General features: G+C 40.5%; 8 protein-coding genes. 1 reads left to right on the forward strand and 7 read right to left on the reverse strand.

Features of this window, described 5'->3' with window-relative positions; translation table 11 throughout:
* Positions 1 to 65: 65 nt before the first annotated feature.
* The 6 genes from V7K98_RS25695 to V7K98_RS25720 all read right to left on the reverse strand — a co-directional run bounded on the left by V7K98_RS25695 (position 66) and on the right by V7K98_RS25720 (position 11,757).
* The gene (locus V7K98_RS25695; protein WP_335027071.1) at positions 66 to 5,717 is read right to left on the reverse strand and encodes a PAS domain S-box protein; all 5,652 of its coding nucleotides are present in this window, start codon (positions 5,715 to 5,717) and stop codon (positions 66 to 68) included.
* 910 nt (positions 5,718 to 6,627) lie between these two features.
* Positions 6,628 to 6,867 carry a hypothetical protein gene (locus V7K98_RS25700; RefSeq protein ID WP_335027073.1) on the reverse strand — a complete coding sequence of 80 codons (240 nt, stop codon included), beginning with the start codon at positions 6,865 to 6,867 and terminating at the stop codon, positions 6,628 to 6,630.
* 204 nt (positions 6,868 to 7,071) lie between these two features.
* Positions 7,072 to 8,049, reverse strand: a complete 978-nt coding sequence (locus V7K98_RS25705; protein WP_335027075.1) for a polysaccharide deacetylase family protein — start codon at positions 8,047 to 8,049, stop codon at positions 7,072 to 7,074.
* Positions 8,050 to 8,151: 102 nt separating this feature from the next.
* Positions 8,152 to 9,207 (reverse strand): glutathione S-transferase family protein, encoded by a 1,056-nt coding sequence (locus V7K98_RS25710; protein ID WP_335027077.1) that lies wholly within the window; start codon positions 9,205 to 9,207, stop codon positions 8,152 to 8,154.
* Between the two features lie 249 nt (positions 9,208 to 9,456).
* A complete protein-coding gene (gene rbsK, locus V7K98_RS25715; protein ID WP_335027079.1) occupies positions 9,457 to 10,395 on the reverse strand; it encodes a ribokinase in 939 nt (312 codons plus the stop codon).
* 54 nt (positions 10,396 to 10,449) lie between these two features.
* Entirely contained in the window at positions 10,450 to 11,757 is a 1,308-nt protein-coding gene (locus V7K98_RS25720; RefSeq protein ID WP_335027081.1) for an Nramp family divalent metal transporter, read from the reverse strand.
* 182 nt (positions 11,758 to 11,939) lie between these two features.
* Here V7K98_RS25720 and V7K98_RS25725 point away from each other — a divergent pair, with 182 nt between their 5' ends.
* Positions 11,940 to 12,302: an ArsR/SmtB family transcription factor gene (locus V7K98_RS25725; protein ID WP_335027083.1), complete on the forward strand. Its 363-nt coding sequence runs from the start codon at positions 11,940 to 11,942 to the stop codon at positions 12,300 to 12,302.
* A 72-nt stretch (positions 12,303 to 12,374) separates the two neighbouring features.
* Here V7K98_RS25725 and acsF read toward each other — a convergent pair whose 3' ends face one another.
* Positions 12,375 to 13,430 carry a magnesium-protoporphyrin IX monomethyl ester (oxidative) cyclase gene (acsF, locus tag V7K98_RS25730; protein WP_335027085.1) on the reverse strand — a complete coding sequence of 352 codons (1,056 nt, stop codon included), beginning with the start codon at positions 13,428 to 13,430 and terminating at the stop codon, positions 12,375 to 12,377.
* Positions 13,431 to 13,873 lie beyond the last annotated feature (443 nt).

A 13,873-nucleotide genomic window follows, 5' to 3' on the forward strand; every position in this document is an offset into this window, starting at 1 on the left:
TCAGAACTCAAGCAAAATAGCGGAAAAGAAAGATTTTCAAGTATGGGCAAACCTGTAATTCTGAATTAACTGGATAATACTCCTGCAATACTCGTCAATTCCATAATTTTCTCAAACTGAAAGTTTTGAGCTAAATTCTTAATAAAATTTTGCAGCCCCTCATTTTCTGAAGGGATTTGCTTAATCAATTCTAAAATTAAGTCATCGCTACATTGGGCTGCGGCAGTATACACTTGTTGAACCCATTCAGGTGACATTTCAGATAATATAGGCACTAAATCTGTAAGCTTTAAGATAGATTTTGTTATCTGTTCTTTTGAGTTTCCTATCTGATAATTATCTTCCTGATAAATATATTTAACATCTAAATATTCACTCAATTTTTCTAGTAATTCTTCCTCGCGGAAAGGCTTGTTCATATAATCATCACAACCCGCTTGAATCATTGCCTCTCGCTGTTCTTCAAAGGCATTAGCGGTTAAGGCGATGATAATAGTCTTGCAATTTGAAATTGAGATTTCTTCTCTCGTTTTAATAATTTTTGTGGCTTCGTAACCATCCATAATCGGCATCCGCATATCCATTAAAATTAGATGTGGTTGCCATTTCTGCCAAACTGCGATCGCTTCGGTGCCATTTGCCGCTTCTTGGACTACAAAGCCGATAGATGTCAGAATTTTTACCAGCACTAAACGGCTGTCTATGGAGTCATCAACCACCAAAATCCGATATTCGCTTTGATCTGGTGCTAAACTCAGAACTTGCCGTCTAATTTGCTTGATCTGGATTTCGCTGGCTGTGGCTAGACTAATTTGAATATCAAAGGCAAATTTACTTCCCTCACCAATAATGCTGGTAACACTAATATTTCCCCCCATTAATTGCACGTATTTGCGGCTAATTGCTAAACCTAATCCTGTTCCCTGTTGCGATTTTCTTCCAGTTTCAGTTTGCCCAAAAGCTTCAAACAACAAGTCAATTTCTTCTGCGGCTATACCGCGGCCAGTATCTGTAACCTCGAAGATTAAGAATTGAGCATTGGACATTGGACATTGGACATTGGATAAAATGTCTTCACCATGCCCAGTGCCCAATGCCCCATGCCCAATCCCCACCCGTAATATTACTCTCCCTGTATCGGTAAATTTCATGGCATTTCCCAAGAGGTTAAGCAAGACTTGTCGCAGTTTACTTTCGTCAGCTTGGATGTACTGGGGGAGGTGAGATGTATATTCAAATACTAATTCTAATCCTTTGGAGGTGGCACGGAAGCACAACATCTCTTCGAGATTTTCTAAGAGGCGAATTAAGTCAAAATTGTTGAGATTTAATGTTATTCTACCAGCTTCGATTTTAGACATTTCCAAAATGTCGTTGATTAAGTTGAGGAGATGTTCGCCAGCACGATTAATGATTGCTAGATTTTGCTGATGTTCAGTAGATAAAGCAAGATCGTGGCTCATGACTTGGGTAAAGCCGAGGATGGCGTTGAGTGGGGTACGTAGTTCGTGGCTCATATTGGCGAGGAATTCGCTTTTGGCACGGTTGGCAGCATCAGCAACGATCACAGCTTCTTGCAATGCTTGTGACTGCCTTTGAGTTTGTGCTAGTAATTGTGCCTGCTGTAAAGCGACACCCAACTGATTGCCAATTTGAACTGCAATATTGATTTCTCCTGGTTTCCATTGGCGGGAATCGGAATTTTGATAACTCGCTAGTAATCCCCAAAGCTGACTACCATATAAAATGGGGACAATAATGTAGGCTTTTGCCTGAAAGCGCTCTAAGAGGTTGATGTAAGCAGGATGAAACTCAGCGTTGTAAATGTCTGGCACACAGAGGAAATTTGCACATAGGGTTGCTTGCAGATAAGGATCTTCTAGATAGTTATCTTCTGTATCCAAGATTTTTGCTAGGCAACGGCCATCTTGTAAGATACCCTCTGTGAGAGAAGGGTCATTGTTATGTTCTTCGATGAGAGAAATCCAACCATTACCTACTGACTCGGAGACAAATTCGCCAGTCCACTGGGGATTGAAACGATAGACAACAACCCGATCGCAATTGAGTACTTGCCGTAATTCTTGGGTTGTAGCTGCAAATATAGTCTCTAAATCTAGTGTTTGGCGCATCCTTTGAATAACTTGGGCGATCGCTCTTTCCCTTTCTGCACTCTCACACAGGGCTTCTTCTGCCAATTTTCTCTCGGTAATATCTGTAATTGTACCGATGTAGCCTTTGATTTCTCCATCATCTCGAAATTCTGGCAAAGCCTGACAAATTACCCAGACGACTGTATTATCATCACGCAAAAAACGATGTTCGTACTTGTACATTGTTTTGTCAGTTTTTGCTTGATTCCATATCAACAGCAACTGCTCAAGATCGTCTGGATGTACGGCTTTTGCCCAACCTCTTCCCAGAGATTCTTCTAAATTATATCCAGTAATTTCACTCCAGCGTTGATTAAAATATAAGGCATTGCGATCGCTATCAGTGTGAAATATACAAGCTGGTGAGGCTTCTGCTAAAAGTTTATATTGCTGTCTACTTGATTGCAAAGCTAGTTCCGCTAGTTTAGCATCATTAATATCTGCCCAATAACCAACACATTCTATCGGTTTACCAGTTTCGTCACGGATTAGCCTCATCTTTTCGTAAAACCAATGATAAGTTCCATCGGCGTGTAACCATCGGTATTCGTAGGAACTGTACTCCTGTTCAACCAACTGAGAAAATTTTTCTGAGATTAGTTGAACATCTTCTGGGTGGACATGATGGAGCCAGAAACTAGGATTTTCCAGAAATTCCCGCGCTTCGTAGCCAACCATTGCCTTAATGTTCTCACTAATAAAGGTAGTGCTAAAGTTGCCTGATGTTTTTTTGCTGCTATAAATTACTACAGGGCTAGAGGTGAGCAGATATTGGAGGCGTTCGTTAGCTAAACGCAGTTCTTGTTCGACGTGTTTGCGTTCGCGTAGCGCTGCTTGTAGTTCGCTAATTTCTACTAAAACCGTACCTACACCAGAGGGGCGATCGTCTTCACCAGGAATTGGAAAATAAGAAACCAAGAAGTGGCGGATAATATCTGGTTGTTTAATTGATGCGGCGCTTAATTCTTGATTTAGAATGGGTTGACCAGTTAACAGAACTTGTTGATAAGTTGGTTCTACGAGATGGGCCATCTGGGGTAAGACTTCATGAATAGTCTTACCAATATGATCTTGCTTGGGTAGTCCATTAATCTCTGCCAGTAGGTGGTTAATTTGCACAAACCGCAGCTGGTTATCTATGATATTCATGCCGACGGGAGCGCTGCTAAAAAAGGCATTGAGGCGGGCTTCTCTGAGTGCTAGTTCTTGTTCTAAGGTTTTGCGCTCAATTAACCCGCCTAATTGAGCAGCAACAGCGTTTACTAGCAAGAGTAAACGTTTATCTATCAATACTGAGCTACGTTTAAAAAACACTAAAACAGCTAATACTTGGTTTCCAGCCAGGATGGGAACACCAAAACCAGCTTTTAATCCTATTTTTGCTGCTTGTTGCGATCGCAAAAAAATTGGCTTTGTCACTTCCGAAACATCTTCTATCCATTCTGGTTCTTGATTCTGCCAAACTCTTCCTGGTAGTCCCGTTCCCAGAGGAAATTTCACTGTTTGGCTTTGGCGGCAAAATTCTTCTAAACTGCTCTCCTCACCGTACCAGCCCAGACTGTGTTCTAAAACAGTACCATCTTCATTAGGTATCCATGCTTCACCAAAATCCCAGCCAATGGTGTGACAGATTAAGCGCAATATTAGGGCTAACGCGCTGTTGACATCACTAGCGCGAGTAATCGCTTGGGTTGTCAATAGTAACAAACGGCTTTCATTTTCTGCCTGCTTGCGTTCAGTAATATCTTTCGCTGTACCGAGTACATACCATTTTCCATCAATCTCGATCATTTCCGCACTCAACAATGTTGTCTTAATTTCTCCTGAACAAGTGCAGACATCAACTTCATAGTTACGGATAGCTTTAGTTTTTTGCAGCATTTGGGTGAGGAAATTATATTCTTCTGGATTCGCCCAAATATTCAATTCTCGATCGGTGCGATTAATCACCTGAGAACGAGAATAACCAAAAAACCGACAAAAGCTGTCGTTAACTTCGACATACTGTTTGTGGGGAAGAGTAATTAAGGCAATTGGATCGGGAGATGATCGAAAAGCTGATGCTAACTTTTGTTCAGAAGCCCGTCGCGCTGCTTCTGCCCGTTGGCGTTCTATTGCTTCCAATACCAGAGAGACTAAATTGCCCAGAGAGCGAGCGAAGTTTTGGTCTTCTAATGTCCAATGATGAGCAACTCCCACTGCCTCCATACATAAAACTCCTACGGTTTTACCCTCCAGCCGAATGGGTGTATCGAGTACGGAAGTAATGTTTAATCTTGAGTAAGATACAGAAAATTCTCTAGTTATGGGATCGTTATAGACATCATCTGTGGCGATCGCTTGGTCTTGTTGCAACGTGGCAAAATAAACTGGATAGTCTGCTGCTGATAAGCAAAGTCCTTGACTATGTTGATTGTAACTGCCTTCAAATAGGTCGAAACACTCGATTTTCAAGCCTGTGTCGTTATACAACCAGATACTGGCTCGTTCCACGCCAATATTTTTGACAGCAGCTTCAGTAATTTTATTCAAAGCTGCTTTTAAGTCACCCTGATAAAGCGTCTGATTTTGTGCCAGTTGGGTTAGCACTAGATTATGATTGCGGAGCTTAATGGCGCTTTCTTGGAGTAATTTTTCTACACCTCGACGCTGTGTAATATTACTAGCAGTGCCTGTCATGCCTATAACTAAACCTTCGTCGTTGCGTAATGCGATCGCATTAAACATTAGATAAAGTAAAGTATCATCTTTAGCTACACAGGTAGTTTCATACTGAAAGAGCGACTTTCCCTGTAAAACACGCTCAAACGCTACTTTATCTTGAGCAATTTGTTTTGGCGAGATGAAATCAGTCCAGGACCGCCCAATCATTTCCTGGGGTTCGTAGCCATAAATCTGCTTAACTGCCGGGTTGACAAAGCTAATTAATCCATCAATATCTACCGACCAGATCATATCCTGGGATGTCTCCACTAGGTGGCGATACTGACTTTCACTCTTTTTAAGGGCGGCTTCGACTAAAAGGTGTTCGCTTTGATAAACTTTTTTACAAAAGGTTTTAGCAAGTCCAACAGGAATATTTTGGAAAATATCTTCTATCTGTTTGTTGCGAATGTTTAACTCAACAGCAATCTGTTGACGTTCTTGAATCTGCTGTTGCAGTTGAGTATTTTGCTCTTTTAACTGTTGTTTTAGCCTGTGGAGAGTTAATTGATTTTGGATGCGGAATAAAACTTCTTTAGTTTGGAAGGGTTGAGTAATATAGTCAACATTGCCTAACTCAAAAATATTGAATTCTTCAGCTAATTCATCTATAAACCCGAAAAAAATTATCGGGATATCTTCAGTTCTGTGGGATGTTTTCAACTTTTGATAAACTTTGTTTGATATGGATAAGTTTAGCAAAAGTAAATCAGGTGAAGAAGTAATTACCATATTGATTACCAATTCTTCAGGCATGGCAATTTGCAACTGATAACCTTGGTGTTGAAGAATGTTTGACAAACATTTTAGATTCTCTAATTTATCATCAACTAATAAAATTTTGATTTTTTGAATATCCATATCAGTTACTAAGTAAATTTTCAATCAGTAATAATTTTTTGAATCCAACTGAACATGAAATCAGAAAGCAAAACTATATGAGAAGAGTGTAAAGAAAATTATCACCACTTAAGTAGATGGGCGTGAATAAATATAATATGTTCGGCGATTGCGAACGTTGGCGCAGCCTCTCGCAATGACATCTTGTATTCAATTATGCCTACTTACTTACCACCATACTTTAGCTTAGGGTATAGAGGTGTCAAGTTAAGCCAAAACCCTTTTAAATGGGGATTGAACTCTGTAAGAACAATAATTACATCTCATGCTTATATAGCCTCTAAGAAACCTCACCCTGGTTTTACTATGTAAAACCTGTCCCTCTCCTTAGTAAGGAGAGGGATGTCTGATAGGAAAAGGTGAGGTGGTTTTTGTTTTGGGTAATTCGATGACTTGTGTGTACAGCGTAGCGGGGGGGTAAATACAGCAGATTGCAACAGGCGTGATGTACAGATCATCGTAGGGGCACAACATGTTGTGCCCCTACCCGTGTACTTCATTTACCCGCAATACGCTGCATATACAGCTTCACAAAGAAACGGTATAAGGAATAAAAATTAAATAACATACAGTTTATGTCCCTGGCTTACCTCACCCTCAATACCTCTCCTTATAAAGGAGAGTTAAGCTAGAGACAAAATGAAGTTTTGCATTTTATTTAATCCACATTCCTAAGCCCTATAGGTCTACTACCAAAATAATTTCAAATATGCTTTTGTAGAGAATTATAAAGCTATTTTGGTCATTCTCTATAAGCCATAAACAATGCAATTGATAATAATCCAACAGTCCTTTGAGAAAATCAAAAAGGCGATGCCTACGATGGCAAGCTAGGTAAAAAATGATTTTAGAGACAAAGATTTTTCGCGTCTCAATCTTCATGCCTTAACTGCCATGCTGCACCACAAGCAGCCCCAGCCCCTGCTAACAATCCGGTACTCATTCCTTGGATAGTTTTTTGGATTGGATCTTGGGTTACACAGTCACTTGTAACTTTACTGTCTTCCAAGCAGAGATTACTTTCTGCCCAAGCAGCAGTACCTCCTAAAATTACACCAGTTATACTACAGGAAATAACTAGCAACAAAAGGCGTTGAGTTTTTCTAACCATAGATAGATGTGTTAGAGATTAAAGATATTAATTGACTCTAAATTACTTTACACATACTTGCTAGCAAATGTCAGCTGGTTTAAAGATAACTAGCTACTATTAAAAACTTAGGCAACTATTGAAAAATCTGATTAGACATCGCATTTAAAAAATAAGCTCTGGGGAAGAGATATAATTTTATTTTTTTAATAAAGACAATTGAATTTACCTCTTTTGAGGCACTAATACAGGTAGTTGACGTGTGCTAGCTACAGATTTCGCGTGTTCTCCAACAGTCAAAACATTAAATTGAGTAGATATAAGTTCCAAACTTTTGTTCACTATTGCCAGCTTTTTGTAAGTGGGGACACTCATTCCAGGAAAGAATGATAGCTCCGGTATATCCTCTTGACTTACAAAGTCTGTAGGATGGAATAGCAAGGAAGGCTGAACGCGGGTAAGTTTACACAGCCATAGAGCAGTTCGCAGGTAAAGTAACGCTACTTCCGAAGAAAATGTACTTATATACATTATGTAACTGAAGTGAATCGGAACCTTGAAAATTGGCATAGTGGTAACGGGAATTTCAGTCAATTTATCTTTACCCATCTTCCACTCAAAAGGTTTTAGGGGCTGTAAACCGTCTTTGAAACCGCCAAATAGGGCTTCGCGTTTTTTGCGTTCTTCTTTGCTCAGTTTACAAGTCATTAAATAATAAGCTCGTGCTATGGGCCCCAAAAATGTGGGAAAAGTCGAAGCATCATATTCGTATCCCCGTCGTGCTAAAACTTTCAAAACCGCAGGAGAAAAACTGTATCCAGGCCCCCGAAAGCCGATAGGATGTTGATGAGTGACGCGCTTGATATGTTCTTCGGCTAATGCCACTTCTTGTTCAATTTCATCCTCTGAATACAGGTGTAGCCAAGGATCGTGGTAGAATGAATGGTTGCCAATTTCATGACCTGCGTTAGCGATCGCTTGTAATGCCTTAGTATTCTTTTCTAGGGCTGCATCTTGACCTACAATGAACACTGTGATTTTCAAATCCCATTGCTGAAAAATTTCTAAGAAACGAGGGACTGCAATATCCAAGTAAGAGGGGAAAGTCTCCCAACCCGGAGCGCCCTGGTTTTTTAGAAAAGACCAAACATTATCCAAATCTAAAGAAAGACTGGCTATTGTTTTGTTTCCTGGTCGCTTCATTTTCATTATGAGTTTAAGTATTTGAATAATTTTTAGTGTAATGTAAATTACTGAGGTTTTATATTTAATTTGACCCACTTACTTATCAGTTCTCAATGTACATTATGAAGCATTTACTGTGCCAATGCGATCGCGCCCAGATGGTTCATCAAGATAAGACATATCAGGCCCATTGGGAATAATCCCACCAGGATTGAGTGGAAATAGGTTCCCATAGTAGTCTCGCTTCACACTCTCGACATCGCAGGTGTCAGCTACACCGGGAAGCTGATATACATCGCGTAGGTAAGCTCCCAAGTTGTGATAGTCTCGAATTCGCTGCCTATTACACTTAAACAACCCGTAGTAGGCACTATCAAACCGAAATAAGGTTGTGAATAAACGGACATCTGCGAGTGTGATATTGTTTCCACACAGATATCGACTAGTTTGCAATGCAATGTCGATCTCATCAAGAGTTGCAAACAGTTCGTTACAAGCTTGATTGTATGCTTCTTGGGTTTGGGCAAAGCCGCAGCGATACACACCGTTATTTACCGCGTGATAAATTTTCTCATTCCACCAGTCAATTTTCTCTTTGAGTGCTTCTGGGTACAGATTGAGTGTGGGATTGCTAGCGAACTCGTTAAACTCAGAGTTCAGCATGACGATAATCTCTGAACTCTCATTATTAACGATAGTTTTTGTTTGGTTATCCCATAAAATTGGAACTGTAGAGCGTCCACTGTAACCAGGTTCTGCCAGTTGATAAAATTCAGCCAGTGTGCGACAACCTTCAACTTCATCGTTGAATATCCAACCGCCTTCAATGGGAGAAGGGGAGACGATACATACTGATATTACCGCTTCGAGCTTTTTTAGCGATCGCACAACCAGAGTTCGATGCGCCCAAGGACAACCCAACCCAACATAGAGTTTGTAGCGCCCTGCTGCTGCTGGGTGGGGATTTCCTTCTTCTGTGCCAATGAACTTGCGAAACTGACTATTAGGACGAATATATGCTCCCGACTGATTGCTAGGAGCAAGTTTTGACATCATTATCTGCCACATACTCGTCCAGACAAACTTTCCTAGCCAAATGATTAGCTTCGGAGGAAGTGTCTTACCCTTTTTCTTGGGAGGATTTTTTTCGTCATCCATTGAAGTTGAGTTGCTCATGGTGACAATCTTACTTTAGGAGCGATTGACGTTATCCATATATCTACTAAAATACAACAATTCATTAATTCCTAAATAATTCTCTGCGTACCTTTGCGTTTACCTCTGCGCACCTTTGCGTTTAAAATTTAGCCCTCAATTCGCCACGATTTTACTATCCTACAGCTTTAACGAACCACAGAGACGCAGAGTCCACAGAGAAATGAAGAAGAGAGAGGATTTTTGGATGTTTTGTAATTTGTAAGTTTTTTAAGCTAATGGTATAAAACTTGCGTTTTCCCTAAGAAACGCATCAAATGTCAACCTATCGGGTAATGAAGTTTGTGCGCCTGATTTTGTCGTCGCCAAAGCACCTGCTGCTGCACCCCAAACAACCGCTTGATGTAAAGAAAGTCCTGTAAAAAGTGCCGCAGTTAAGCCGCCATTAAAAGCATCGCCAGCAGCTACTGTGTCAACCGCCTGAACTCGAAACGCGGGGACAAAAAACTTTTCCTCAGCAGTTGCACAAAAAACACCTTTAGCACCCAGTTTAACGATCGCACATTTCACACCCCGTTGTAATAAAACTTCGGCTGCTTTGGCTGCTTGTTCCTCCCCATCCACAGGAAAACCCACTAACTGCGCGGCTTCAACTTGATTCGGTGTAATAATGTCCACAAATGGGTAAAGTTCATCTGGGAAATCAGATTGTGCGGGTGCGGGATCGAGAATTACCCTGATTTTGGCTTTTTTTGCAGCTTTAGCGGCTGCAATCACGGCAGTAATTGGAATTTCTAATTGTAAAAGCAGTGCTGTAGCTTCTGGTAATAAGTGGGACAATCGTTCTACATCTTCTTCATTGACACACCCATTTGCACCAGGAATTACAATAATTTGATTTTCCCCAGCATGATTTACGGCGATGATGGCGACTCCAGAACTAACAGTTTTATCGACGAAAATATTGTCAATCTGCACACCAGATGCTTGCAAATTGTTGATAAGTTCTACACCAAAATCGTCTGCACCGACACGCCCCACCATTTGGGTAGAAATTCCTAATTTTGCTAAGGCTACGGCTTGATTCGCTCCTTTACCTCCCGAAACTTTAAAGAATTCTTCTCCTAGCAACGTTTCTCCTGGAACTGGTAAGCGGGAGGTTCTTGCTACCAAGTCTATATTTATGCTACCGAAGACGATAATGCTCATTTTTATTGATATTTAAAGTTATTTAGCTAATACTACAGCAAGCGATCGCTATGGTCATCCCAAAATCATTTGTAATAGCAACCAAACATTTAAACTTACGATAACAATAGCAACTAACCAGGCTAAAGATTTTAACCACAAGGGATTCACAAACTCACCCATCAAGCGGCGATTACTAGTAAACATCACTAATGGAATCACTGCAAACGGTAACTGTAAACTGAGAATAACTTGACTGAAAACTATCAGGCTGCTTGTACTGTGTTCACCAAAAATAATGATTGTAATCAACGCTGGAATGATGGCAAGCAGACGGGTTATTAAACGGCGTAACCAAGACGGAAGGCGAAATTGCAAAAAGCCTTCCATAACAATCTGTCCTGCCAGGGTTGCAGTTAGCGTTGAACTTTGCCCAGAAGCAAGTAAGGCAATCCCAAAAATAGCACTGGCAAAACTAACTCCTAATAATGGGGAAAGTAAGTTATAAGCATCTTGAATTTCTGCCACATTCTGATTACCAGAAAAATGAAATGTTGCCGCAGACACAATTAAAATTGCTGAATTTATAAACAGTGCTAATGACAAAGCAAAAGTTGAATCAATTGTGCCAAACTTGATTGCTTCCCATCTTTTTTGAGTATTAGGTTGCCAATCACGGGTTTGGACAATTGAGGAATGTAAATATAAGTTGTGAGGCATTACTGTTGCCCCTAAAATGCCGATAGAGATGTAGAGCATTTCTGGATTTTCTAAAATCTCTTTTTTGGGCAAATATCCCAATAAAATCCCCCCCATATCAGGGCGGGAAAACAGGATTTCTGTTGTAAAACAGATGCCTACTGTTGCTACTAGCATTATTACCAAGGCTTCTGTATAGCGAAAGCCTTTATGTTGTAGGAATAACAATACCAAAACATCCAGTGCTGTGATGCAAACACCCCACACTAAAGGAATACCGAATAAAAGTTGTAGTGCGATCGCACTTCCTAGTAGTTCTGCTAAATCACAAGCTGCGATCGCAATCTCACACAGTAACCACAAACAAAAGCTTACCCTTGGGCTAAAATAGTCCCGACAAGCTTGCGCTAAATCTCGCCCCGTAGCAACTCCCAAACGCACACACAAAGCTTGAAGCAATATCGCCATCAGGTTCGATAGCAGGATCACTGTTAACAGACTGTACCCAAACTTTGACCCCCCAGCGATGTCTGTTGCCCAATTTCCAGGATCAATGTATCCCACTGAAACCAGGTATCCTGGCCCTGCGTAAGCTAGCATCTTGCGCCAAAAGCCGCCACTAGTAGGGACTCTAATGCTGCGGTGAACCTCTGGTAAACTAGGTTTGTTTTCTGGGGGAAGCATTTATTTTGCCATTGAATATTCTCATATTCTTATCATAATCTCATGAAATATAGAATAAACATCAATCTCTAGGTGAGTATGATCGATACATTTGCGTAAGTCCTATATACAACTGCGCTATTATGAGATTTAATAATTAATTAGTTATTAAAGAATTATTGTGCTGACTATTAAATTTTACTATGCCAAAAATTAAGCCAGCCAAGGCCGATCCAGCTGTTCTGGTGGCGGTTGCTGACTACTTCAAGGTTTTATCAGAGGGAAGTCGGCTACAGATTTTGTCCTGTCTCAAGTCAGGCCCAATGAATGTAATGGAAATTGCTGAGGCTACTAGTTTAGGCCAGGCAAATCTATCTAAGCATCTGAAAATGTTAACTCAGGCAGGGGTTTTATCTCGTCAGCCCAAAGGCACTAGTGCCTATTACGAGATTGCCGATCCAATGATTTTTGAGCTTTGTGACTTAGCGTGCGATCGCATTAATGAGCGCGTGCAACAGCAGGCTGAAAGCCTGAAAGCCCTTCGGAGTAGAACAGCAGTTTTTTGAACAACATTATAAAAAACCCAATATTTGGAGGTCGATCGCATTTTGTGGAATCATGGAATGCGATCGCCAAATCTAACGCACAGTTTCCCGCAAAGCCTCAGCATCAACGGGTTTTATCAGGTAAACCAACAGTAGATTCCAAACAATTGCTGCAATCAAAGGTAGTTTGCGAATTAGTTTCACAACTTTGGGTACAGAACTGCTCTCAATCTCTGCAATTTTCATGTTGTAACCCGCACAGCGTTGTAGACGTGGGAAAAACTTCGGATGTTCAGTATTCAACATTACAGGAAAAGCTCGTCCCGCAGTTTCATTGGTGTTACGGACAACTTCCCGGTCAAATTCTGTGGCATCAAGTCCCAATGAGGTGTAAAAACCAGCCCGTTCATGAACTGTTAGGGTGTGGGTAGCAAATACCGATAACAAGAAAAAGCGACTCCACAGCCTAGCTTTCCAGTTATTCCATAGTTGCGGTTGAGAACGTAAAAGCGCCTTGAATATATCCCCGTGGCGGTTTTCGTCCTGACACCAACTCTCAAAATATTGGAAGATGGGGTAAAACTGGTGTTCTGGATACTTTTCTAGATGTCTGTAGATAATAATGTAACGCCAGTAGCCGATTTTTTCTGATAAGTAAACGGTGTAGAGTACCCATTCAATGGGGAAAAACGTATAGGTGCGGGTTTTAGTAACATTACCTAAATCCAGCGAGAGTTTAAAATCGCCCATTGCTTTGTTGAGAAATCCGGCGTGGCGAGCTTCATCACGCGCCATCAGTTGAAATATTTCCGCTAGCAGGGGACTGCGATTTTTCAGCTTGCGGGATAATTCTTTGAATAGCAAGAAGCCGGAAAACTCAGAAATGCAAGAACGTTCCAAATACTCAATAAATGCCTGCCTTGCCTCACCTTCAATATGTTCCCAAGACTGGTTAAACACCTCATCCCGAACAAAATGATGACGATTGTAGTCTGTCTGCATTTCTGTCAGCATTGCCTTTAACTCCTTCTCCTGGGCAGATAAATCCAGGTTGGCGGCAGTTTCAAAATCTGTAGTGTAAAACCGGGGGGTAAGTACAGTTTCTTTGCTGGGGGTTTTAATTTCTGACTTGGGTAAGGTATTAACCATCTGTAATGCGGTAAACGAGTAAATAGTCTTATAGTTATCAAGTTATAATAAATATTATTTTTTTGCTAGACCTTTTTACAATCCTTCAGCAAAGCAGGAAATGCCCTATATACTAGCTCCGCTAAAGCAGAAGAGGACTTTGGTTTAAATTATTTATTAAGTTTTGAAATTTTTACAGCTTGATTAACTACTATATAGCTATAAAATTTTTGATAAGAATTACCCTTACTGAAAAGTTTTAACTGTACCGTCCAGGTCGTTATGCAGAGTCTAATCTGATGTAAGTAGAACGGTGTAAACAATTCAATGTTTGTAGTAAGGACTTTAGTCCTAAGAAAAGGGCTTTAGCCTAGGCTGTTGACTTTGTGGGTTTTTAGTTAATTTTTATCATACAATAATCATGTCGTCTTTGAACGAGGTAAAAGTTAATGGAATTTAAAAGT

This window comes from Nostoc sp., assembly GCF_036917435.1.
Lineage (GTDB): Bacteria > Cyanobacteriota > Cyanobacteriia > Cyanobacteriales > Nostocaceae > Nostoc.

Excerpts from the sequence above, each read along its gene's own strand:
- V7K98_RS25695 (WP_335027071.1), bottom strand. The coding sequence starts at position 5,717 with ATGGATATTCAAAAAATCAAAATTTTATTAGTTGATGATAAATTAGAG.
- V7K98_RS25700 (WP_335027073.1), bottom strand. The coding sequence starts at position 6,867 with ATGGTTAGAAAAACTCAACGCCTTTTGTTGCTAGTTATTTCCTGTAGT.
- V7K98_RS25705 (WP_335027075.1), bottom strand. The coding sequence starts at position 8,049 with ATGAAGCGACCAGGAAACAAAACAATAGCCAGTCTTTCTTTAGATTTG.
- V7K98_RS25710 (WP_335027077.1), bottom strand. The coding sequence starts at position 9,207 with ATGAGCAACTCAACTTCAATGGATGACGAAAAAAATCCTCCCAAGAAA.
- rbsK (WP_335027079.1), bottom strand. The coding sequence starts at position 10,395 with ATGAGCATTATCGTCTTCGGTAGCATAAATATAGACTTGGTAGCAAGA.
- V7K98_RS25720 (WP_335027081.1), bottom strand. The coding sequence starts at position 11,757 with ATGCTTCCCCCAGAAAACAAACCTAGTTTACCAGAGGTTCACCGCAGC.
- V7K98_RS25725 (WP_335027083.1), top strand. The coding sequence starts at position 11,940 with ATGCCAAAAATTAAGCCAGCCAAGGCCGATCCAGCTGTTCTGGTGGCG.
- acsF (WP_335027085.1), bottom strand. The coding sequence starts at position 13,430 with ATGGTTAATACCTTACCCAAGTCAGAAATTAAAACCCCCAGCAAAGAA.